Below are 21,630 nucleotides of genomic sequence, written 5' to 3' on the forward strand. Positions count from 1 at the left end.
TCTATGCCCACCGCGTAAGAACCGGACGCGTCACATCCGCGCCGCGCCGTCCGCGGATTCGGCCGTCAGGCCTCCGAACCGGCCTTCCACTGCGCCCAGTCCATGTTCCAGCCGTTGAGGCCGTTGTCCGGGGCGATGGCCTTGTCACCGGTGTTCTGCACCACCACGACGTCGCCGATCATCGAGTTGTTGTAGAACCAGGCGGCTTCGGTGTTCGGGTCGTTCGCACCTTCGGTGTCGTTCAGGCCGACACAGCCGTGGCTGGTGTTGGCGTTGCCGAAGACGGAGTCGGCACCCCAGTAGTTGCCGTGGATGAAGGTGCCGGAGGTCGACAGGCGCATGGCGTGCGGCACGTTCTCGATGTCGTACTCGCCCTTACCGTCGTCGTCGGTGAAGCCGACCGTCGCGCCGTTCATCCGGGTCTCCTTGAACTTCTCGGAGATCACCATCTGGCCCTCGTACGTCTTGTTCTCGGGCGAACCGGCGGAGATCGGGATGGTCTTGATGGTCTTGCCGTCGCGCATGACCTTCATCTGCTTGGTCTTGGCGTCGACGACCGAGACCTGGTTGCGGCCGACCGTGAAGGAGACCGTCTTCTGCTGGACGCCGGTGACACCTTCCGCGCCCTCGACGCCGTCCAGGGCCAGCTTGAGTGTGACCTTGGAGCCGGCCTTCCAGTACTCCTCGGGGCGGCAGTCCATGCGCTGGGTGTTGAACCAGTGGCAGGCGACCTCCTGGCCGCTGCTGGTCGTGACCGTGATCCCCTTCTGCACGGCGGCCTTGTTGGTGATCTCCTTGTCGAAGTTGATCGAGACCGGCATACCGACGCCGACCGTGGCACCGTCGTCGGGCGTGAAGGTGCCGATGAAGCTGTTGTCCGGGGAGACGGTCGTGAACGAGGCGTTCTCGTGGGCGGCGCGGCCCTCGGAGTCCTTGGCGGCGACCGTGAGCTTGTAGGTGGTGGACCGCTCCAGCTGAACGCTGGGCGACCAGCTCGTCTTGTCGGCCGATATCTCCCCGTCGACGGCGTCGCCGGTCGAGGTCTTCATGGTGACGTCGGTGAGCGTGCCCTTGCTCACGGTGACCTTGGCGGCGTTGTTGATGGAGGCGTTGTCGGTGCCGTCCTTGGGCGTGATCTTGATTTTGGCCTCGGAGCTCTTCTTCGCCGCCGCCTCGTCGACCTTGGACTGCGAGGTGCCGCCGTCCCCCTCGGCGCCGGAACCGCCCTCGTCGCCCCCGCTGCACGCAGAGAGCACCAGCACCCCTCCGAGCAGTGCGGACGCGACCGTCAGGCCTTTGCGCCGCTTACTGTTCGTCATCACACGCTTCTCCATCGTCGCCGAATCCCCAAGACACCTGAAGGTCCCCGTAACTTCTAGAAACGCTAAAACCGATCCGTCCCGTTCCACATGGGTCGCCGGTGTGGGGCACAACACGTCGGTACGACGTCGTACGACTGGTGCGTCGGTCAGCGCTCTCCTTGAGACGACAGAACCCTGGCCCCGGTTGCGGTCGTCCACCGCGACATCTTCCTCGTCGAGGCAGCGATCCGGCGAATCGGGGCCGCAGTGTCTTCCGTCACTGCCCCATCACTACACCGTCACCGCACCCTCGCGGCGCCGGTCCGCACGGCTCACAGGTACCGTGACTTTCCTGAGACCCGCATTTTTCATTAACATCAGTCCCCCACGGCCAATTCGCCTGCACCGCAAGGGGATCGATATTCCGTGTCCGCCGCTCGTCGTTCGTTGCTGACCGCCACCGCCGCGGGCACCCTCCTGGGTGCCCTGTGGTTCGTCCCGTCCGCCAATGCGACGTGGGACGGCCCCGCGGCGGAGGCCAGAGCAGAGCGGACGTCGACGATCACGACGCAGGCCGAGCCCGCTTCCTCTTCCGACTCGGCTTCCACCGACCAGCCCGCCCAAACCGATCAGCCCCAACTCGCCGACACGGGCGCCTTCGACACGACCCCGTACATCGTCGGCGGCACGCTGTTCCTGGGCGTCGGCGCGGGCTTCGTCGTGTATTCGGTGCGGCGGGAGCGGGGCTGGGCTTCCGGGGCGTACTAGACGGCTAGCCGCGACTGCTACGCGGACGCGGCACGCCCCTCCGCGCTCCACCTCCGCCACCCCTGCGCGGCCGGGACTTCGGCCTCGGCTGGGCGGCTGCGGGCGTCGGGAGTTCGACGACCACGGGGACACCGGAGGGCTCCCGGGCGCCGGTGATCCGCGACAACTCCTCGTCGCCGGACTTGACCCGTACCGTCCGCGGGCTGATCCCCGCGTCCGACATCAGCCGGGTCATCTCGCGCTTCTGCTCCGGCAGGACCAGGGTGACCACGCTGCCGGACTCGCCCGCGCGGGCAGTACGGCCGCCGCGGTGCAGGTAGTCCTTGTGGTCAGTCGGCGGGTCGACGTTCACGACGAGGTCGAGGTCGTCGACATGGATGCCGCGGGCCGCGACGTTCGTGGCGACCAGGGCGGTGACCTGACCGTTCTTGAACTGGTCGAGGGTGCGGTTGCGTTGGGGCTGCGAGCGACCGCCGTGCAGCGCGGAGGCCCGTACGCCGTTGGCCAGCAGCCGCTTGGCGAAGCGGTCGGCGCCGCGCTTGGTGTCCACGAAGAGGATCACGCGCCCCTCGCGGGCCGCGATGCGCAACGCGACGGCTTTCTTGTCGGTCTCGTCGAGGACGTGCAGCACATGGTGCTCCATCGTCGTCACCGCACCGGCCGAGGGATCGACGGAGTGCACGACCGGGTCCGAGAGGAACATCCGTACGAGCTTGTCGATGTTCTTGTCCAGCGTTGCCGAGAACAGCATCCGCTGCCCGCCCGGCTCGACCTGCTTGAGCAGCGCCGTGACCTGCGGCATGAAGCCCATGTCGGCCATCTGGTCGGCCTCGTCGAGGACGGTGATCCCGACCCGTGCGAGGGTGCAGTCGCCGCGGTCTATGAGGTCCTTGAGCCGCCCGGGCGTGGCCACGAGCACCTCGGCGCCGCGCCGCAGCGAGCCCGCCTGCCTGCCGATGGACATTCCGCCGACGACGGTGGTGAGGCGCAGGTTGACGGCCGTGGCGTACGGCGTGAGTGCGTCGGTGACCTGTTGCGCGAGCTCGCGCGTGGGCACCAGGACCAGCGCGAGCGGCGCCTTGGGCTCGGCGCGGCGGCCGGCGATGCGGGCGAGCAGCGCGAGACCGAAGGCGAGGGTCTTGCCGGAACCGGTCCGGCCCCGGCCCAGAATGTCGCGCCCGGCAAGGGAGTTGGGCAGGGTCGCACCCTGGATCGGGAAGGGCTCGATGACGCCCTGAGCCGCCAGGGTCTTCGTCAGCGCGGGCGGCATGTCCAGCGCGTCGAAGGACTCGACGGCGGGCAGCGCGGGCGTGACGGACACCGGCAGCGTGAACTCGCGCGGCGGAGTGGCGGGCGACGACGGCTTCTTGCGTACGTTCCTGGCGCCGCCGTTCGCGGCAGCGGGAGCCCCGCCGCGAGCGCCACGGGAACCGCGAGCCCCTCGAGAATTCGCCGGCCGTTTACCGGCGGGTCGTTCAGGGCGTTCGGATCGAGTCATGCTGATGGGAAATTCCTTCCTATCGCGGGCCTCAAGGACCAGCTGGACGCGCGGACGGCACGAGCCGGGGCCCGCACCCGAAGGTGCGGACCCCGGCTCGATTTGAGCGTGTCCCTAAAAATTAGGCGGGGACGATGTTCTCCGCCTGGGGGCCCTTCTGGCCCTGCGTGACGTCGAAGGAGACCTTCTGGCCCTCCTGCAGCTCACGGAAGCCCGAGGTGGCGATGTTGGAGTAGTGGGCGAACACGTCCGGGCCGCCACCCTCCTGCTCGATGAAGCCGAAGCCCTTTTCCGAGTTGAACCACTTCACGGTGCCAGTTGCCATGTGTCATTTCTCCTGATAGGTGGGCCCCATCCGGAAATGACCGGTAAAACAAAACGCGCCTGAGAGAGGATTCCTTTCAGGCGCACAAAGTTAATGGGTACCAAAAACGTTTCGTTACGAACCCTAGCACAGATCCTGGCGGGGGCGCTGCCCACCCATGTGCCCCCGCTCACACCGTCTGTGGGCCCCCTGGAGCCCCTACGCCAGCGGGCCCGTCACGGGCTCGACCGCCGCGACCAGATGCCCCCCGCGTACGAAGGCGTCGGCCGCCGCCAGGTCCGGTGCGAGGAAGCGGTCGGGGCCCGGGCCCTGGACGCCCGCCGCGCGGACCGCCTCGATGACCGCCCGGGAGGCGGGGGCCGGGGTGAGCCCTTCGCGGAGCTCGATGGCGCGGGTGGCGGCGTACAGCTCGATGGCGACGACGCGGGTGAGGTCGTCGATGGCCGTACGCAGCTTGCGGGCGGCCGACCAGCCCATCGACACATGGTCCTCCTGCATGGCGGAGGACGGGATCGAGTCGGCCGAGGCCGGAACGGCGAGCCGCTTCATCTCGCTGACCAGGGCGGCCTGCGTGTACTGGGCGATCATCAGCCCGCTGTCCACGCCCGGGTCGTCCGCGAGGAAGGGCGGCAGTCCGTGCGAGCGGTTCTTGTCGAGGAGGCGGTCGGTGCGACGCTCGGCGATCGAGCCGAGGTCGGCGGCGGCGATCGCCAGGAAGTCCAGTACATACGCGACCGGGGCGCCGTGGAAGTTGCCGTTCGACTCCACGCGGCCGTCGGGCAGGACGACGGGGTTGTCGACGGCGGAGGCCAGCTCGCGGTCGGCCACCAGGCGGGCATGCGCCATGGTGTCGCGGCCCGCGCCGGCGACCTGGGGGGCGCAGCGCACGGAGTACGCGTCCTGGACGCGCGGGGCGTCGCCCAGGTGGTGACCGGTGAGGCCCGAATCCTTCAGCACGGCGAGCATGTTGGCGGCGCTGGCGCCCTGGCCGGGGTGCGGGCGGATGTCGTGCAACTCGGGGGCGAGGACCTTGTCGGTGCCCAGCAGCGCCTCGAGGGAGAGGGCTGCGGTGATGTCGGCGGACTTGTAGAGGGTGGCGAGGTCGGCCAGGGCCATGATCAGCATGCCGAGCATGCCGTCGGTGCCGTTGAGGAGGGCGAGGCCTTCCTTCTCGCGCAGCTCGACGGGCTCGATGCCATGGGTGGTGAGCAGTTCCCCGGCGGGTCGTACGACGCCGTCCGGGCCCTCTGCGTCCCCCTCGCCCATCAGCGTCAGGGCGCAGTGGGAGAGCGGTGCGAGGTCGCCGGAGCAGCCGAGGGAGCCGTACTCGTGCACGACCGGGGTGATGCCGGCGTTCAGGATGTCGGCCATGGTCTGCGCGACGGCCGGGCGTACGCCGGTCCGTCCCGAGCAGAGGGTCTTGAGCCGCAGGAACATCAGGGCGCGTACGACTTCCCGCTCGACCCGCGGGCCCATCCCGGCGGCATGCGAGCGCACGATGTTGCGCTGGAGCTGGGCGCGCAGCTCCTGGCTGATGTGCCGGGTCGCCAGGGCGCCGAAGCCGGTGGACACCCCGTACACGGGTTCCGGCTTGGCCGCCAGCGCGTCCACGATCTCGCGCGCGACGCCGAGCGCCGTCACGGCGCCGTCGGAGAGCTCGACGCGCGCCCCGTCCCGCGCCACGGCGAGCACGTCGGCCGCGGTGACACCGGTCGTCCCCACCACCACAGTATGCATATCCATATTCAGGAGCCTAGAGAGTGAATCGCCAATTGTCACGACCGCTGCCGGGGCGGAGTCCTTACGAGACCTGCGGGTCCTTACGGGCCCTGCGGGTCCTTATGGGGCTTCCGCCCCCTGAACCGGCGCCGGTCCCCCGGCAGCTCGGGCGGCGGCCGGTCGGCGAGGCGGACGATCTGGTCTTCGGTGCCCTCGGTGCCGCCCTCGCGGCCCGCGACGACCGGCTTGGGGGCGCGGGCCGCCTTCGCCCGGTACTGAGCGGCGTCCGCGAGGCGGAAGAGGCGGCGGGCCGAGTGGACGGTGCCGATGGGGTCGCCGGTGGAGGCGACGCCGCATGCGACGCCCTCGCCGAGTTCCAACTCGGCTGCCCGGCGGCACAGTTCATCGGCGACGCGTACGACCTCGTCGGCGGCCGGGCCCACCGCGAGCAGGCAGAACTCGTCACCGCCGAGGCGGGCGGCGAGCGTGCCGGGGAGCATCGCGCCGCACAGCGAGAGGACCGAGCCGAACCGCTCCAGGAGCCGGTCGCCCGCGGCATGGCCCCGGGTGTCGTTGACGCGTTTCAGGCCGTTGATGTCGCAGACCACGAGGCTGACGACCACGCCGTCGGCACGATGCCGCTCGAGGGCCTCGTCCAGGCGTACGTCCACGGCGCGGCGGTTCGCGAGGCCGGTCAGCGCATCCGTGAAGGCGAGCCGGCGGACCTCCTCCAGGCGTTCGGTCTGGGCGATCCCGGCGGCGGCGACCGAGGCGAGGACGGTGGCGAAGTCGGCGTCGGCGCGCGCGAAGACGCGGGCTCCCGCCCGGCGGGCCACGTACAGCTCGCCCCAGGCCCTGCCGTGCAGCACTATCGGCGCGACGACACAGCAGCCGCGCCCGCGCCTGCGCAGCGCGATGACCCTCTGGTGGCAGTACCCGGCGCGGTCCCCGGCCGGCCCCTCGGCCGTCTCCACCCAGGCGTTGGCCCCGCCGCCGGCGGCCCACCGCTCGTGCAGGAACTCCGTGATCTCGGGGAACTGATGCACGGGGTACGCCTCGTCGTCGGGGTACTCCTCCTCGTCCGCCGCCCGCTCCCCCACGTTCACGAGCACCCGCAGTCGGCCGAGCTCCCGCTCCCACACGGACACCGCGGCGAAACTCCCGGCCAGCGCGTGACAGGCCCCCACCGCAGCCGCATGCCACGACTCCTGCGGGGTGTGCGCGGCAGCCATACCCTGCGCCAGCGCCACCACGGCCCTCAGCCGCACATCGTCACCGCCCATTACTCCAGGTTAAGGATGTTTGCGGTGATTTGAGACATCAGGGCACCGAACAGGGGTTTTGTGAGGTCTACAAGGTCGCCCTCTACTCGCTACTCGCCCGGCCACTCCGGTTCGCGCTTCTCGTTGAACGCCGCGACTCCCTCCGCGCGGTCCCCCGAGAAGGCGACCGACCGCCATGCCGCGTCCTCGACCTCCAGGCCCGTACGCAGATCGAGGCCGTGCCCGAGGCGGAGGGCACGCTTGGCGGCGCGCAGACCCACGGGGGAGTTCGCGGCGATCCGTGCGCCCAGCGCGAGCGCCTCCTCGCGGTCGCGGCCCGCCTCGACGAGGTCGTCCACGAGCCCCAGCTCCCGCGCCTCGGCGGCCTCCACCCGGCGCGCCGTGAAGACCAGCTCGGCCGCGCGGGCCGCGCCGACCCGGCGCGGCAGCAACTGCGTACCGCCGCCGCCCGGAATCACCCCGACGGACACCTCGGGCAGCCCCACCACGGCCGTACGGTCCGCCACGATCAGGTCGCAGGCCAACGCGAGCTCGAAGCCGCCGCCGAGCGCGTAGCCGTGCACGGCCGCGATGGTGGGCATCGGCAGTTCCAGTACGCCGGTGTACGCGGCCCGTGCCACCGGTCGCTGCCGCACCAGCTCGGCGTCCGTGAGCGAGTTCCGCTCCTTCAGGTCGGCGCCGACGCAGAAGGCTCGCTCGTGGGTCGAGGTCACCACGACGACCCGTGCGTCCCGGTCTGCGGCCAGCGCCTCGCAGGCGGCGGCCAGCGAGCGCGCCATTTCGGTCGACACGGCGTTCATGGCCTTGGGGCGGTCGAGCGCGAGCTCCGCGACGTGCGTCGCGTGGCGTCGTACGGCCACGAACTCTCCGTAGCGCTGCTCTGGACTCCGCTCGGCCATGGTGTCCTCCTTGGTTAACGTGGGTTAACTTCTGGTCCTGATCATCCCAGCGGGGTCCCTCCGGGGGAAGGGCGGTGGGGTTCGTTGTTGGGTGCGGGTGCGTGGGTGGTTGCTCGCGCAGTTCCCCGCGCCCCTTGGGTGGGTGGGGGGTGCGGGGGCGTGGGCCGGTGCGTCAGCCCGTCGCAGGGCGGGCATACGGCCCTGGCCGGGTACAAGGCCCTGGTTCTCCGAGACCGAAGCTAAGCGACGGGCATACGACGCACCGGCCCACGCCCCCTCCCGCCGGAGGGCAAGTGACGGGTCCGTCGGGGCTGGCGGTGAGTGAAGCCGCAGGCTTTGGTTTTTCAGGGGCGCGGGGAACTGCGCGCCCAGCCACGACACACCCGCGGCCGCGACACGACATGTCACCCACCACCCCCTGGCGGGGGCCTGGGGGCGGGGGCCTGGGGGCGCAGCCCCCAGTTTCGGGAAGGGGCGGGGCTGGGGAAAGAACCCCCACTTTCGAGTGATACGTGGGCGAACCCCGCCGGCCCGCCCCGCGGCGCGCATAGCCTGCGCACCGCGACAGCGCGCCCGGAGGCGCGTTCACTTCGGGGAGAGCACATGCGGGACGCGGGGACCAAGTCGGTGGCGGATGGGCGGGCGCCGGTGCACGAAGCGGCCTCGGTTCCGGTGGAGCGAGCTCGGGGGCGTCATCGCAAGCCGCGGCCCCGGCGGATGCTGGTCGCCGTTGGGGGGCTGGCGTTGGCGGCGGGGGCGCTGAGTCTGATGCGGCTCGCGCCTGAGCCGCCCGGCGGAGCCGACGGGGGCGGTGGGGGCGTCACTGCCACGGACATCGAGACCGCCGACATCGAACCCGCCGACATCGAGCCGACTGCGGTCGGGGTCACCGAAGCTCCCCGCCCGGTCTCGAACACCAGAGCGGCTGCGGCCGAGGGCACCCCGGCGCTCCGTAACTCCTCCTCTGCCCCGAAGCACTCGAGCGGTGGCAACGAGCGCGAGCGGGCCCCGGATCCGGCTGTCACGCCTACAGCGACGCCCCCCACGCCATCCCGCACCGCCGCGTCCGACCAGCCGACCGCAGCCCCCGAAGCCGCGAAGCCGCCCACCCCTGAGAAACCGTCGGACCCCACACCCCAGCCACCGCCCCCGGCCCCTCACCCCGACCGCCCACAGCTGTGCGTACCGATCGTGAGCCTCTGCCTGGACGCCCCCGGCTGAGGCTCAGCCGCCCCTGCGGTTCAGCAGCCACGGCTCGACCACGCCGAGCCCTCGCACCGGCCGCTGCCACATCGGCTGGAGCGCGAAGCGGTACGTCGGGGGCTCCTCGCCCTCCTTCTCCGCCGCGGCAGCCGCTTCCGCGGCCTCTGCCTCGGAGGCGGGCGCGTCACCTGTGCGCGTCAGTTCTTCGGCGAGGGCGCTGTCCACCAGGACGGCGTCCCGAGGGGCTATCGAGGTGAGCCGCGAGGCAAGGTTCACGGTCGCGCCGAAGACGTCACCCATGCGAGTCGTCACCGTGCCGAAGGCTATGCCGACGCGCAGTTCGGGCATCGTCTCGTCGTTGGCCATGGTCTCGATGAGGCGCAGGGCGATCTCGGCGGCGATGCCCGGGTCGTCGGCGGCGTACAGCACCTCGTCGCCCAGCGTCTTGATCAGACGTCCTCCGTGCGCGGCCACCAGGTCCGCGCACGTGGTCTCGAAGGCCTCGACGAGTTCGCCGAGTTCCTCCTCCTCCATGCGGCGCGTCAGACGCGTGAAGCCGACGAGGTCCGCGAAGGCGACGGCGAGGCGGCGGTCGACCATCTCTTCGTCGTCCGCGGCCTGGACGACCCGGCCGGTCGCGGCGGCGAGCTGGCGCCGCCAGACGTAGACGAGGAACTCCTCCAGCTCGGGCAGCAGCAGCTCGACCAGGGGGTACGTCACTTCCGTGCGCGTCATGCCCGGCTCGGGCGGCTCGGTCAGGCCCTCCAGGAAGGAGTCGATCTGCCACTCGGCCAGGCGGGCGGTGGTCTGGCCGGTCGAGCGCGCGACCTGGATCGCCATGGCCTCGCTGAGCAGCCCCGCCTCCACCAGACCGGCCAGCCGCCGCAGCGCCAGTACGTCGGCCTCCGTGAGCGCCCTGGCCTGGCCGATGTCGGCGAAGCCCATGGCCCGCCAGAAACGGGACGCCAGGTCCATGGAGACACCCGCGCTGCGGGCCGCCTGGAACGGGGTGTAGCGCCGCTCGGCACCGAGGATGAGCTGTTCCAGGCGGAGGGCGAGGGGGTCGTGGTCGTCGTCGGAGTCGTCCGCGTCCATCCGGGCGTGGGCCTCGGCTCGGCCGACCCGCGCGGCCGACGCGTCGGCGACGGAGTCGGCGCTGCGCCCCGGCTCGCCGTCGGAGGCGGGGTGTGCACCCGTGTCGGAGCCCGTGTCGTCGACGGTCACGCCTGCTGCCCTTCCGATCTGCCACGGCCACTTTCGACCGGCCTCAACTCTACGACAGGTGTGCTGTGGCTCACTCCTGTGCGGGCGGGCCCCAGTACGCCTTGGCCCCCTCCAGAGTCGTACGACATGGTCAAGCCCCCGTTTCAACAACTGGTCCCGAGTACCCCACCAGTCGCACCGCTCACATCACGGCCCCTCCGAACCGCAGTTCCGCGCTCGCTTCTCACTCCGCCCGCAGATGCACGATGTCCCCCGCCCCGATCGGCTGCTGCACCCCGTCCTCCGTGGCCAGCACCAGCCGTCCGTCCCCGTCGACCGCGACCGCCTCCCCCACCAGCGAGCGGTCCCCGGGCAGCTCGGCCCGCACCGTCCGCCCGAGCGTCGCGCACCCCGCGGCGTACGTCTCCTGGAGCCGGGAGGCGGCGGGATCGCCGCCGGCGGCGCGCCAGTCGACGTACCAGCGCTCCAGCGAACGCAGCACGGTCCGCAGCAGCGGGTCACGGTCGGTGACCGGAGATCCGGCGAGCGCGAGTGACGTCGCCGTGGGGACGGGCAGTTCGTCCTCGCGGAGCGTGACGTTGATGCCGATGCCGATGACGACGCCGTCGTTCCCGGCGCGCTCGGCGAGGATGCCGCCGACCTTGCGCTCCTCGCCGCCGACGGTGAGCAGCAGGTCGTTCGGCCACTTCAGAGCCGTGTCGACGCCGGCCGTGCGGGACAGCGCGGTGGCCGTGGCGACCCCGGCGAGCAGCGGCAGCCAGCCCCAGCGCTCGACGGGGATCTCGGCGGGCTTCAGCAGGACGGAGAAGAAGAGGCCCGAGCGCGCCGGGGCCGTCCACTGGCGTTCCAGGCGCCCACGCCCGGCGTCCTGCTCCTCGGCCACGAGCACAGCGCCCTCCTCGGCCTTGCCGTCGGCGGCGAGGGCGACGAGGTCGGTGTTGGTGGATCCGGTACGGGGCACCAACTCGACGTCGGTCCAGAACCCCCCGTCCCGTACGAGCGCGCGGCGCAGCGCGGTGGCGTTGAGCGGTGGACGGTCCAGGTCGGACCAGCGGCCGTCGTCCCCTCTGCCGTTGCGACCATCGTTTGGAGCTGAGTCATCTCGCGGCGTCATGCAACCCACACTAGGTGTGGTAAACGCCGCACTGCCGAACAGTAGGCACCGCACTACTCTACGGATGAGTAGCCAGCCCCCCTTCTGAGCACCTCACTCGCCACGTCCCCACTGAGCAGGCAGGGAGCCCCATCCCGATGTCCGAGCCGGAACAACTGCACGAGATCGACATCCACACCACCGCGGGCAAGCTCGCGGATCTGCGGCACCGCATCGAGGAGGCGACGCACGCCGGCTCGGCGCGTGCCGTCGAAAAGCAGCACGCCAAGGGCAAGTTGACGGCCCGTGAGCGGATCGAGCTGCTGATGGACGAGGGCTCCTTCGTCGAGTTCGACGAGTTCGCGCAGCACCGCTCGACCGACTTCGGCCTGGAGAAGAACCGGCCGTACGGCGATGGTGTGGTCACCGGCTACGGCATGGTGGACGGCCGCCCGATCGCCGTGTTCTCGCAGGACTTCACGGTGTTCGGCGGCGCCCTGGGCGAGGTCTTCGGGCAGAAGATCATGAAGGTGATGGACTTCGCGCTGAAGACGGGCTGCCCGGTCATCGGCATCAACGACTCCGGCGGCGCCCGCATCCAGGAGGGCGTCTCGGCGCTCGGCATGTACGGCGAGATCTTCCGCCGCAACACCCACGCCTCCGGGGTGATCCCGCAGATCAGCCTGGTCGTCGGCCCGTGCGCGGGCGGCGCGGTCTACTCCCCCGCGATCACCGACTTCACGGTGATGGTCGACCAGACCTCGCACATGTTCATCACCGGGCCCGACGTCATCAAGACCGTCACCGGTGAGGACGTCGGCTTCGAGGAGCTCGGCGGCGCCCGCACCCACAACGCCACCTCCGGCGTGGCCCACCACATGGCGGGCGACGAGAAGGACGCGATCGAGTACGTCAAGTCGCTGCTGTCGTACCTGCCGTCGAACAACCTCAGCGAGCCGCCCGCCTTCCCCGAGGAGGCGGACCTGGCGCTCACGGATGAGGACCGCGAGCTGGACACGCTCGTACCGGACAGCGCGAACCAGCCGTACGACATGCACACGGTGATCGAACACGTCCTGGACGACGCCGAGTTCTTCGAGACGCAGCCGCTGTACGCGCCGAACATCCTCACCGGCTTCGGCCGAGTCGAGGGCCACCCGGTGGGCATCGTGGCCAACCAACCGATGCAGTTCGCGGGCTGCCTGGACATCAAGGCGAGCGAGAAGGCGGCACGCTTCGTGCGCACCTGCGACGCCTTCAACGTCCCGGTGATCACCTTCGTCGACGTACCGGGCTTCCTGCCGGGCGTGGACCAGGAGCACGACGGCATCATCCGCCGCGGCGCCAAGCTGATCTACGCGTACGCCGAGGCGACGGTCCCGCTGATCACGGTCATCACCCGCAAGGCGTTCGGCGGCGCGTACGACGTCATGGGCTCCAAGCACCTGGGCGCCGACCTCAACCTCGCCTGGCCGACGGCCCAGATCGCCGTGATGGGCGCGCAGGGCGCGGTCAACATCCTGCACCGCCGCACCATCGCCGCCGCGCCCGAGGAGGAGCGCGAGGAGGTCCGCCAGCGACTGATCCAGGAGTACGAGGACCGGCTCCTCAACCCCTACGCGGCGGCCGAGCGCGGCTACATCGACGGCGTGATCATGCCGTCCGAGACCCGCTCCCATGTCGTACGGGGCCTGCGTCAGCTGCGTACGAAGCGGGAATCCCTGCCTCCGAAGAAGCACGGCAACATCCCCCTGTAGGGCACCAGTTGGGAGCGGTCATGATCAAGGTCGTACGGGGCAATCCGACCCCGGAGGAGCTGGCCGCCGCACTGGCGGTGGTCCAGGCGCGCGCCGCGGCGGTGGCTGCCGCCCCGTCCGGCGCGCCCCGCGAGCCGGACGCCTGGGCGGACCCGGCGCGGGTGGCGATGAGCCGCCTGCCGGCGCCAGGGCCCAGGGCGTGGGGGCGCACGTACTGGCCGGGCTAGGCGGACTCGGGACGGCTGTCCTGCGCAAGATGAGTACGCGTACTCAGGCGGCCGGGCACGGCGCGGAGTCACGATTGCGGAATGTTGTGGTCCGACCCCGAGAACGAGCCGCCCAAGGAAATGCGCGACATGCAGGACATGTTGCGGCGGTTGGGGATTCTCATGGCCTTGGCGATGGTGCTGGCGATGATCGTGCTCGGCGTCAGGTGATCCGCCGCCGGTCACCGGGCCGGTGACCACCCCGACGCCCCTCCCGCCGCGTCGCTACCCTGGCCGCATGACTGATCAGCCGCGCCGTCGACTCGTCCTCGCCTCCCAGTCCCCCGCCCGGCTCGCACTGCTGAGGCAGACCGGCTTCGACCCCGAGGTCATCGTCAGCGGGGTCGACGAGGAGGCCGTGACCGCCCCCACCCCCGCCGAGCTGGCACGCGCGCTCGCCGAGGCGAAGGCCTCGGTGGTGGCGGCGAAACCCGAGGTCAAAGGCGCCCTGGTGGTCGGCTGTGACTCGGTGCTCGACCTGGACGGCGAGGCGCTCGGCAAGCCCGCGGACGCCGAGGAGGCCACCGCACGCTGGAAGTCGATGCGCGGGCGTGCGGGCACGCTGCAGACGGGGCACTGCGTGTACGACACGGTGACGGGACGGTACGCCTCGGCGACCGCGTCCACGGTGGTCCGGTTCGGCGAGCCGACGGACGCCGAGATCGCCGCGTACGTCGCTTCAGGTGAACCCCTTTACGTGGCCGGGGCGTTCACGCTGGACGGCCGCTCGGCCCCGTTCATCGAGGGCATCGACGGGGACCACGGGAACGTCATCGGGATCTCACTGCCGATGCTGCGCCGTCTGCTGGCCCAACTGGGCGTCGGGATCACGGAGTTGTGGACGTCCCGGGAAAGCTGATGCCGATCAGGAGGCCGTGGGGGCCGTCGGCGTCACCGTGGAGCCCGGTCCGTCGCCCTTGCCCGGCACGGCATCGGAGGCGTCGGTCCCGCTCTCACGGTCGTACGCCATGAAGATGAGCACGATCAGCCCGAACACCACCATCATGAAGGCGAACGCGCCCCAGCCCACCAGCCCGACCGTGAACGCACCGAGCAGGCCGTGCACCACCGCCGCGCTGATGAGCACGATGCGGCCGAGGCCGGCGGGGGCGCGGTCGCGCAGGGCGACGCGCAGCGCGACGAAGCCGCAGAAGGCGAAGTAGAGGCCGAAGGCCAGGCCCGCGACCTTCGACGAAACGGACATCATGCCCGTGTCGAGCCCCGCGAGGGACATCTCCTGCCGGTCGACGACGATTCCCATGAACCAGTTGACGAGTGCGATGCCGACCGCTTCCGCGAAGAGCACGATCGCGGCCACCCACGCCACCGGCCTGCGTACCACCGGCCCCCACCCACTTTCGACTGCCGTTCGACCGGGGCTTGCATTACCCCAAGTAGCGTTCGATACATCCCGAACGCTACTAACGGGTAAACGCGGGGACAAGGGATCCGGCGAAGGCAAAGATTCACTGGGCCATTCGTAGGAACTCCACAAAGAAACAGTGTGGGCCGCAGCACGCTCTCACAGAGACCTTGGCCACATCAGGGGGCTAGGGTTCTCGGGAAGCCCCCTGCGTACCGCGGTGCGACAAGGGATTTCGCGGGCGAGCGGGCCTCGGATCACGCTCCGTGTGGGCAAGCTCACCATCGGGGACGGGTCGAAACGACGTGTCGGCAGTCCCTAAACTCGGCTTGTTTCAAGGAGAGGGAGCCAACGTGCGCAAGGTGTTGATCGCCAATCGTGGCGAAATCGCTGTCCGTGTCGCCCGGGCGTGCCGAGACGCCGGTATCGCGAGCGTGGCGGTGTACGCCGAGCCGGACCGGGACGCACTGCATGTGCGGGCCGCGGACGAGGCGTTCGCCCTGGGCGGTGACACTCCGGCCACCAGCTACCTGGACATCACCAAGGTGCTCCAGGCGGCCAAGGACTCGGGGGCGGACGCGATCCACCCCGGCTACGGCTTCCTTTCGGAGAACGCGGACTTCGCCCAGGCGGTGCTGGACGCCGACCTGATCTGGATCGGCCCGCCCCCGCAGGCGATCCGCGACCTGGGCGACAAGGTCGCCGCCCGGCACATCGCGCAGCGCGCGGGTGCCCCGCTGGTCGCGGGCACCCCGGACCCGGTGAACGGCGCCGAGGAGGTCGTGACCTTCGCCGAGGAGCACGGCCTGCCGATCGCGATCAAGGCGGCCTTCGGCGGCGGCGGTCGCGGTCTGAAGGTGGCCCGCACCCTCGAAGAGGTCCCCGAGCTGTACGACTCCGCGGTCCGCGAGGCGGTGGCGGCCTTCGGGCGCGGCGAGTGCTTCGTGGAGCGCTACCTGGACAAGCCGCGGCATGTGGAGACCCAGTGCCTGGCCGACCAGCACGGCAATGTCGTGGTCGTCTCGACCCGTGACTGCTCCCTCCAGCGCCGCCACCAGAAGCTGGTCGAGGAGGCTCCGGCGCCGTTCCTCACCAAGGAGCAGAACAAGCAGCTGTACGCGGCCTCGAAGGCGATCCTCAAGGAGGCCGGGTACGTCGGTGCCGGCACCGTGGAGTTCCTGGTGGGCGTGGACGGCACGATCTCCTTCCTGGAGGTCAACACCCGCCTGCAGGTGGAGCACCCGGTCACCGAGGAGGTCACCGGCATCGACCTGGTCCGCGAGATGTTCCGCATCGCCGACGGCGAGCACCTGGGCTACGACGACCCGCAGGTCCGCGGCCATTCCTTCGAGTTCCGCATCAACGGCGAGGACCCGGGCCGCAACTTCCTGCCCGCCCCCGGCACGGTCACGACCTTCGCGCCGCCGTCCGGTCCGGGCGTGCGCCTGGACGCGGGTGTGGAGTCCGGTGCGGTGATCGGCCCGGCCTGGGACTCGCTGCTCGCCAAGCTGATCGTCACCGGCGCGAGCCGTGAGCAGGCCCTGCAGCGGGCCGCCCGTGCGCTGGCCGAGTTCCAGGTCGAGGGCATGGCCACGGCCATCCCGTTCCACCGCGCAGTCGTCGCGGACCCGGCGTTCACCAGCAACCCGTTCCGGGTGCACACCCGCTGGATCGAGACCGAGTTCGTCAACGAGATCAAGCCCTTCGCCGCTCCGGTGGCCACAGAGGCGGACGAAGAACCGGACCGCGAGACGGTCGTCGTCGAGGTCGGCGGCAAGCGCCTGGAGGTCTCCCTGCCGTCCTCACTGGGCATGTCCCTGGCCCGTACGGGACTTGCGGCGGGCGCCAAGCCCAAGCGCCGCGCGGCGAAGAAGTCCGGCCCGGTCGCCTCCGGCGACACCCTGGCCTCCCCGATGCAGGGCACCATCGTCAAGGTCGCCGTCGAGGAGGGCCAGGAGGTCAAGGAGGGCGACCTGGTCGTCGTCCTGGAGGCCATGAAGATGGAACAGCCCCTGAACGCCCACCGCTCGGGCACCATCAAGGGCCTGGCCGCGGAGATCGGCGCGTCGGTCACGTCCGGCGCGGTGATCTGCGAGATCAAGGACTGAGGCCTCCGGCGGTTAGCGGGGGGCGGCGCCTACCGGGTGGGAGGGTTCCCTTCCCCAGCCCCGCCCCTTCCCGAAACTGGGGGCTACGCCCCCAGACCCCCCGCCAGGGGGTGGTGGGTGACACTGCGTGTCGCGGCTGCGGGTGCGTCGTGGCTGGTCGCGCAGTTCCCCGCGCCCCTAAAAAGCCTGCGGCTCCCCTCAGCCAAAGCCACGACGTGCCCGCGCTTGCCCTCCGGCGGGAGGGGGCGTGGGCCGGTGCGTCGTATGCCCGTCGCTTAGCTTCGGTCTCGGAGAACCAGGGCCTTGTACCCGGCCAGGGCCGTATGCCCGCCCTGCGACAGGCTGACGCACCGGCCCACGACCCCGCACCCACCACCCACCCAAGGGGCGCGGGGAACTGCGCGAGCAACCACCCACGCACCCGCACCCGCCCAACCGCCGGAGGCACCCCGCGGGGAACTGCGCGACCAGCCACAACGCACCCGCACCCAAACCCGTTCAAGCCAGCGCTCAGCGCCGACGCATATCCGCAACCCGCGCCCGCTCACTCTGCGGCTGTTCCCCCAGAACCCCAGCAGTGCTCCGCAACTGCGGCCCCCCACCGGGGACTTGACCCCGCCGCGGGCCGGGAAGCGGCACATCCCGGCGGGGCGACTGCCGCCCCGCCGGGCTCGCGTCGCCGGACGATCCGGCAACAGCGATCTGTACCCCCTGGTCGGCCAAGGCCTGCAACTCGGTGGCCGCACGGTCGTCATGCGCGGGCGGCTCGTCCGTGACCAGGCGTGTGATCACATCCGTCGGCACCGTCTGGAACATCGTGTCGGTGCCGAGCTTGGTGTGATCGGCGAGGACGACGACCTCCGCGGCGGCCTGCACCAGGGCCCTGTCCACGCTGGCCGACAGCATGTTGGAGGTGGACAGGCCGCGCTCGGCGGTCAGTCCGCTCCCGGACAGGAAGGCCCGGGAGACCCGCAGCCCCTGGAGGGACTGCTCGGCCCCGCTGCCGACGAGGGCGTAGTTGGAACCGCGCAGGGTGCCGCCGGTCATCACGACCTCGACACGGTTGGCGTGGGCCAACGCCTGAGCCACCAGAAGGGAGTTGGTGACGACGGTCAGCCCGGGCACCCGCGCGAGCCGGCGGGCCAGCTCCTGTGTGGTGGTGCCCGCCCCGACCACGATGGCCTCGCCTTCTTCGACGAGACTCGCGGCGAGATCGGCGATGGCCGTCTTCTCGGCGGTCGCGAGATGTGATTTCTGCGGAAAGCCGGACTCCCGCGTGAATCCGCCCGGCAATACCGCACCGCCGTGCCGGCGGTCGAGGAGTCCTTCTGCCTCCAGTGCGCGCACGTCCCGCCGTACGGTCACTTCAGAGGTCTGGACGACGCGGGCGAGCTCACGGAGCGACACGGCCCCGTTCGCTCGCACCATTTCGAGGATCAATTGGCGACGTTCTGCAGCGAACACGAAACTGACAGTAACCCCAACGACCGTCTGCTTTCAGCAGTTTGCGCCGAATAACAGAAGTTGTTCGCACGGCAGCACGGAAAGTGGTATACGCGCCCACTCCCGCTGTCCACGCCGTACGAAGGTGCGGCAACTCCATGTGACCAGCGGGGAGTTGCTTCCGGCCGTCAGGTCTCGCTCTCGGTCTTCCGGGTGTGGAGCTGCCTGGCCACCTCGGCGATCGAGCCCGAAAGGGACGGGTACACGGTGAACGCGTTCGCGATCTGTTCGACTGTCAGGTTGTTGTCGACCGCGATCGAGATCGGATGGATCAGTTCCGAGGCGCGCGGCGAGACGACCACACCGCCGACGACGATCCCGGTGCCCGGCCGGCAGAAGATCTTCACGAAGCCGTCCCGGATGCCCTGCATCTTGGCGCGCGGGTTGCGCAGCAGTGGCAGCTTCACGACCCGGGCGTCGATGACGCCGCCGTCGACGTCCGCCTGCGAGTAGCCGACGGTCGCGATCTCGGGGTCGGTGAAGACGTTCGACGACACGGCCTTCAGGTTCAGCGGGGCGACCGCGTCACCGAGGAAGTGGTACATGGCGATACGGCCCTGCATCGCCGCCACGGAGGCGAGCGCGAAGATTCCGGTGACGTCACCGGCCGCGTACACGCCCGGAGCCGACGTCCTGGACACCTTGTCGGTCCAGATGTGCCCGGAGTCCTTCACCTTGACGCCGGCCCCTTCGAGGCCCATGCCATGGCTGTTGGGGATGGCACCGACGGCCATCAGACAGTGCGAGCCCGTGATGACGCGTCCGTCGGACAGCGTCACCTCGACCCGGTCGCCCACGCGCTTGGCGGACTGGGCACGGGAGCGCGCCAGGACGTTCATGCCGCGCCGCCGGAACACGTCCTCCAGGACGCCCGCGGCGTCCGAGTCCTCGCCCGGCAGCACACGGTCACGACTGGACACGAGGGTGACGCGAGAACCGAGCGCCTGGTAGGCACCGGCGAACTCGGCGCCGGTGACACCGGACCCGACCACGATGAGCTCGTCGGGCAGCTCGTCGAGGTCGTACACCTGGGTCCAGTTCAGGATCCGCTCCCCGTCCGGCTGCGCATCGGGCAGCTCACGGGGGTGCCCGCCGGTGGCGATGAGTACGGCATCGGCGACGAGCGTCTCCTCGCTGCCGTCCGCGGCCCGCACGACGACCTTCCGGGACCCGTCCAGGGCCTGCTGCCCGTCGAGCCGCCCGCGTCCGCGCATGACCCGCGCACCGGCGCGCGTCACGGATGCGGTGATGTCGTGCGACTGGGCGAGCGCGAGCCGCTTCACCCGTCGGTTGACCTTGCCGAGATCGACTCCGACCACCCGGGCGGGCGTATCGATGTGAGGAGTGTCATCGGCGACGATGATGCCGAGTTCCTCGTACGACGAGTCGAAGGTGGTCATCACCTCGGCGGTCGCGATCAGGGTCTTGGACGGCACGCAGTCGGTGAGCACCGACGCGCCGCCCAGGCCATCGCAGTCGACGACGGTTACCTCCGCGCCGAGTTGGGCGGCCACCAGGGCCGCCTCGTATCCGCCGGGTCCGCCACCGATGATCACGATCCGAGTCACGTACTCCATTGTCCCGCACGCCCCACGGTGCTTCGCGCCCGGGGGCGTCCTCCGGGTGCCTCTGTTGCAGGAGAGGCGCAGGCATTGCTGCCGTACTCTCAACCCCATGTCGCTCTACGCCGCGTACGCCGGCAATCTCGACCCGCGGCTCATGACGCGCCGCGCCCCGCATTCGCCGCTGCGCGCCACGGGGTGGCTCAACGGCTGGCGGCTGACCTTCGGCGGCGAGCACATGGGCTGGGAGGGCGCGCTCGTGACCATCGTCGAGGCACCGCGCTCGCAGGTGTTCGTCGCGTTGTACGAAGTCGCTCCGCTCGACGAGGACTCCCTGGACCGCTGGGAAGGCGTCGGCCTCGACATATACCGGCGGATGCGGGTCCGTGTGCACACGCTGGAGGGCGAGGAGCCGGCGTGGGTGTACGTGCTGAACGGCTATGAGGGCGGACTGCCTTCGGCGCGCTACCTGGGGGAGATCGCGGACGCGGCGGAGTCGGCGGGGGCGCCGCACGACTATGTGATGGAGCTGCGGAAGCGGCCCTGTTGACCCTTCACGGCCGCCGCGAACATACGGCCTCGGCGGAGCGTTGGCGTGCGGTCCCGGCGGAGCCTTCATCGGAAACGACAAGGCAACGATCGTCAACCAGTGGCCCGAGCCATCTACGCGCGTAGGCCAAGACCAGCTACCCTCATCGCGTGAACGCATCTCTCCTTCCGGACGACCTCCCGGGTGACCCCTACGCCGCCGCCGACGACGCCGCCGCGCGCCTGCGCGAGCTCACGGGTGCCGAGACCCACGACGTCGCCCTCGTGATGGGCTCCGGCTGGGCCCCGGCCGTGGAGGCGCTCGGCGCCCCCGAGACCGAGTTCGAGGTCACTGACCTGCCCAGCTTTCCGCCCCCTGCGGTCAAGGGCCATGGCGGCAGGGTCCGCTCGTACCGCATCGGCGACAAGCGTGTGCTCGTCTTCCTGGGCCGCACCCACTACTACGAGGGCCATGGCGTCGCCGCCGTCGTGCACGGCGTCCGCACCGCCGTGGCCGCGGGCAGCAAGACCGTCGTCCTGACCAACGGCTGCGGCGGCCTGCGCGCCGACATGCGCCCCGGCCAGCCGGTCCTGATCAGCGACCACATCAACCTCACGGCGACGTCCCCGATCATCGGCGCCAACTTCGTCGACCTCACCGACCTCTACTCCCCCCGCCTCCGGGCCCTCTGCAAGGAGATCGACCCCACCCTCCAGGAGGGCGTCTACGCCCAGTTCACCGGCCCGCACTACGAGACTCCGGCAGAAATCCGCATGGCCCGCGTCATCGGGGCAGACCTGGTCGGGATGTCGACGGTCCTGGAGGCCATCGCCGCGCGCGAGGCGGGCGCCGAGGTCCTGGGCATCTCCCTCGTGACGAACCTTGCCGCCGGCATGACGGGGGAGCCCCTCAACCACGAGGAGGTTCTGCAGGCGGGTCGTGATTCGGCTACGCATATGGGGGCGTTGCTGACGCAGGTGCTGGATCGCGTTTAGCCTCCGGCGGTTGGGCGGTTGGGTTCGTTTTTTGGGTGCGGGTGCGTTGTGGCTGGTCGCGCAGTTCCCCGCGCCCCTTAGGTGCGTGGTGGGTGCGGGGCCGTGGGCCGGTGCGTCAGCCCGTCGCAGGGCGGGCATACGGCTCTGGGCTGGTACAGGGTGCGGGTTCTCCGAGACCGGAGCTAAGCGACGGGCATAGGACGCACCGGCCCACGACCCCTCCCGCCGGAGGGC

General features: G+C 70.5%; 20 protein-coding genes. 9 read left to right on the forward strand and 11 right to left on the reverse strand.

The features are described 5' to 3' along the window. Positions 1–65: 65 nt before the first annotated feature. Entirely contained in the window at positions 66–1,319 is a 1,254-nt protein-coding gene (locus IEZ21_RS14565) for a L,D-transpeptidase (RefSeq protein ID WP_246567728.1), read from the reverse strand. A gap of 408 nt (positions 1,320–1,727) precedes the next feature. On the opposite strand from IEZ21_RS14565, the gene IEZ21_RS14570 reads away from it, so the two are divergent. Then, positions 1,728–2,069 (forward strand): hypothetical protein, encoded by a 342-nt coding sequence (locus IEZ21_RS14570; protein WP_189322327.1) that lies wholly within the window; start codon positions 1,728–1,730, stop codon positions 2,067–2,069. A gap of 4 nt (positions 2,070–2,073) precedes the next feature. Here the strand turns inward: IEZ21_RS14570 and IEZ21_RS14575 are convergent, their stop codons facing one another. From IEZ21_RS14575 to IEZ21_RS14595, 5 genes are all read right to left on the reverse strand, one after another. Then, a complete protein-coding gene (locus IEZ21_RS14575; RefSeq protein WP_078492032.1) occupies positions 2,074–3,567 on the reverse strand; it encodes a DEAD/DEAH box helicase in 1,494 nt (497 codons plus the stop codon). A 121-nt stretch (positions 3,568–3,688) separates the two neighbouring features. Further along, positions 3,689–3,892, reverse strand: a complete 204-nt coding sequence (locus tag IEZ21_RS14580) for a cold-shock protein (RefSeq protein ID WP_033323720.1) — start codon at positions 3,890–3,892, stop codon at positions 3,689–3,691. A gap of 198 nt (positions 3,893–4,090) precedes the next feature. After that, positions 4,091–5,629, reverse strand: coding sequence for a histidine ammonia-lyase (gene hutH / locus IEZ21_RS14585; RefSeq protein WP_189322566.1), 1,539 nt, complete (start codon positions 5,627–5,629; stop codon positions 4,091–4,093). A gap of 83 nt (positions 5,630–5,712) precedes the next feature. Next, positions 5,713–6,894 carry a GGDEF domain-containing protein gene (locus IEZ21_RS14590; protein ID WP_246567730.1) on the reverse strand — a complete coding sequence of 394 codons (1,182 nt, stop codon included), beginning with the start codon at positions 6,892–6,894 and terminating at the stop codon, positions 5,713–5,715. 89 nt (positions 6,895–6,983) lie between these two features. Continuing rightward, a complete protein-coding gene (locus IEZ21_RS14595; protein WP_189322328.1) occupies positions 6,984–7,793 on the reverse strand; it encodes an enoyl-CoA hydratase-related protein in 810 nt (269 codons plus the stop codon). Positions 7,794–8,396: 603 nt separating this feature from the next. Here IEZ21_RS14595 and IEZ21_RS14600 point away from each other — a divergent pair. Further along, positions 8,397–9,014, forward strand: a complete 618-nt coding sequence (locus IEZ21_RS14600) for a hypothetical protein (RefSeq protein ID WP_189322602.1) — start codon at positions 8,397–8,399, stop codon at positions 9,012–9,014. Positions 9,015–9,017: 3 nt separating this feature from the next. On the opposite strand, the gene IEZ21_RS14605 is transcribed toward IEZ21_RS14600, so the two are convergent. Further along, a complete protein-coding gene (locus tag IEZ21_RS14605) occupies positions 9,018–10,220 on the reverse strand; it encodes an adenylate/guanylate cyclase domain-containing protein (protein WP_189322329.1) in 1,203 nt (400 codons plus the stop codon). A gap of 223 nt (positions 10,221–10,443) precedes the next feature. Further along, positions 10,444–11,334: a biotin--[acetyl-CoA-carboxylase] ligase gene (locus IEZ21_RS14610; protein WP_189322330.1), complete on the reverse strand. Its 891-nt coding sequence runs from the start codon at positions 11,332–11,334 to the stop codon at positions 10,444–10,446. A gap of 137 nt (positions 11,335–11,471) precedes the next feature. On the opposite strand from IEZ21_RS14610, the gene IEZ21_RS14615 reads away from it, so the two are divergent. The 4 genes from IEZ21_RS14615 (at position 11,472) to IEZ21_RS14625 (ending at position 14,195) form a co-directional block, all read left to right on the forward strand. Continuing rightward, positions 11,472–13,070 (forward strand): acyl-CoA carboxylase subunit beta, encoded by a 1,599-nt coding sequence (locus IEZ21_RS14615; protein WP_189322331.1) that lies wholly within the window; start codon positions 11,472–11,474, stop codon positions 13,068–13,070. Positions 13,071–13,090: 20 nt separating this feature from the next. After that, positions 13,091–13,297, forward strand: a complete 207-nt coding sequence (locus tag IEZ21_RS14620) for an acyl-CoA carboxylase subunit epsilon (protein WP_189322332.1) — start codon at positions 13,091–13,093, stop codon at positions 13,295–13,297. A gap of 81 nt (positions 13,298–13,378) precedes the next feature. Further along, positions 13,379–13,507: a morphogenic membrane protein MmpB gene (gene mmpB / locus IEZ21_RS48425; protein ID WP_106972484.1), complete on the forward strand. Its 129-nt coding sequence runs from the start codon at positions 13,379–13,381 to the stop codon at positions 13,505–13,507. A gap of 67 nt (positions 13,508–13,574) precedes the next feature. Beyond that, complete coding sequence (locus IEZ21_RS14625) at positions 13,575–14,195, forward strand: Maf family protein (protein ID WP_189322333.1); 621 nt, start codon at positions 13,575–13,577, stop codon at positions 14,193–14,195. A gap of 6 nt (positions 14,196–14,201) precedes the next feature. Here IEZ21_RS14625 and IEZ21_RS14630 read toward each other — a convergent pair whose 3' ends face one another. Beyond that, a complete protein-coding gene (locus tag IEZ21_RS14630; RefSeq protein ID WP_246567779.1) occupies positions 14,202–14,663 on the reverse strand; it encodes a hypothetical protein in 462 nt (153 codons plus the stop codon). 389 nt (positions 14,664–15,052) lie between these two features. On the opposite strand from IEZ21_RS14630, the gene IEZ21_RS14635 reads away from it, so the two are divergent. Beyond that, on the forward strand, positions 15,053–16,807 hold the full coding sequence (locus IEZ21_RS14635) for an acetyl/propionyl/methylcrotonyl-CoA carboxylase subunit alpha (RefSeq protein ID WP_189322335.1): 1,755 nt from the start codon (positions 15,053–15,055) through the stop codon (positions 16,805–16,807). A 510-nt stretch (positions 16,808–17,317) separates the two neighbouring features. On the opposite strand, the gene IEZ21_RS14640 is transcribed toward IEZ21_RS14635, so the two are convergent. Together IEZ21_RS14640 and IEZ21_RS14645 are read right to left on the reverse strand one after the other, a co-directional pair. After that, positions 17,318–18,271: a DeoR/GlpR family DNA-binding transcription regulator gene (locus IEZ21_RS14640; RefSeq protein ID WP_078492033.1), complete on the reverse strand. Its 954-nt coding sequence runs from the start codon at positions 18,269–18,271 to the stop codon at positions 17,318–17,320. 167 nt (positions 18,272–18,438) lie between these two features. After that, positions 18,439–19,887 (reverse strand): NAD(P)H-quinone dehydrogenase, encoded by a 1,449-nt coding sequence (locus IEZ21_RS14645; protein WP_189322336.1) that lies wholly within the window; start codon positions 19,885–19,887, stop codon positions 18,439–18,441. A 97-nt stretch (positions 19,888–19,984) separates the two neighbouring features. Between IEZ21_RS14645 and IEZ21_RS14650 the strand changes: the two genes are divergently transcribed. Both IEZ21_RS14650 and IEZ21_RS14655 read left to right on the forward strand, forming a co-directional pair. Then, complete coding sequence (locus tag IEZ21_RS14650) at positions 19,985–20,422, forward strand: gamma-glutamylcyclotransferase family protein (RefSeq protein ID WP_189322337.1); 438 nt, start codon at positions 19,985–19,987, stop codon at positions 20,420–20,422. 149 nt (positions 20,423–20,571) lie between these two features. Beyond that, entirely contained in the window at positions 20,572–21,396 is an 825-nt protein-coding gene (locus IEZ21_RS14655) for a purine-nucleoside phosphorylase (protein ID WP_189322338.1), read from the forward strand. Positions 21,397–21,630: the final 234 nt, after the last annotated feature.

Origin of the sequence: Streptomyces flaveus, assembly GCF_014647675.1 — a bacterium.
In the GTDB taxonomy this organism is placed as follows: Bacteria; Actinomycetota; Actinomycetes; order Streptomycetales; family Streptomycetaceae; genus Streptomyces; species Streptomyces flaveus.

What these genes read in the sequence shown, in the direction of transcription:
- IEZ21_RS14565 (WP_246567728.1), bottom strand. Translation starts at nt 1,319, where the DNA reads ATGACGAACAGTAAGCGGCGCAAAGGCCTGACGGTCGCGTCCGCACTG.
- IEZ21_RS14575 (WP_078492032.1), bottom strand. Translation starts at nt 3,567, where the DNA reads ATGACTCGATCCGAACGCCCTGAACGACCCGCCGGTAAACGGCCGGCG.
- IEZ21_RS14580 (WP_033323720.1), bottom strand. Translation starts at nt 3,892, where the DNA reads ATGGCAACTGGCACCGTGAAGTGGTTCAACTCGGAAAAGGGCTTCGGC.
- hutH (WP_189322566.1), bottom strand. Translation starts at nt 5,629, where the DNA reads ATGCATACTGTGGTGGTGGGGACGACCGGTGTCACCGCGGCCGACGTG.
- IEZ21_RS14590 (WP_246567730.1), bottom strand. Translation starts at nt 6,894, where the DNA reads ATGGGCGGTGACGATGTGCGGCTGAGGGCCGTGGTGGCGCTGGCGCAG.
- IEZ21_RS14595 (WP_189322328.1), bottom strand. Translation starts at nt 7,793, where the DNA reads ATGGCCGAGCGGAGTCCAGAGCAGCGCTACGGAGAGTTCGTGGCCGTA.
- IEZ21_RS14600 (WP_189322602.1), top strand. Translation starts at nt 8,397, where the DNA reads ATGCGGGACGCGGGGACCAAGTCGGTGGCGGATGGGCGGGCGCCGGTG.
- IEZ21_RS14610 (WP_189322330.1), bottom strand. Translation starts at nt 11,334, where the DNA reads ATGACGCCGCGAGATGACTCAGCTCCAAACGATGGTCGCAACGGCAGA.
- IEZ21_RS14615 (WP_189322331.1), top strand. Translation starts at nt 11,472, where the DNA reads ATGTCCGAGCCGGAACAACTGCACGAGATCGACATCCACACCACCGCG.
- IEZ21_RS14620 (WP_189322332.1), top strand. Translation starts at nt 13,091, where the DNA reads ATGATCAAGGTCGTACGGGGCAATCCGACCCCGGAGGAGCTGGCCGCC.
- mmpB (WP_106972484.1), top strand. Translation starts at nt 13,379, where the DNA reads ATGTTGTGGTCCGACCCCGAGAACGAGCCGCCCAAGGAAATGCGCGAC.
- IEZ21_RS14625 (WP_189322333.1), top strand. Translation starts at nt 13,575, where the DNA reads ATGACTGATCAGCCGCGCCGTCGACTCGTCCTCGCCTCCCAGTCCCCC.
- IEZ21_RS14645 (WP_189322336.1), bottom strand. Translation starts at nt 19,887, where the DNA reads ATGGAGTACGTGACTCGGATCGTGATCATCGGTGGCGGACCCGGCGGA.
- IEZ21_RS14650 (WP_189322337.1), top strand. Translation starts at nt 19,985, where the DNA reads ATGTCGCTCTACGCCGCGTACGCCGGCAATCTCGACCCGCGGCTCATG.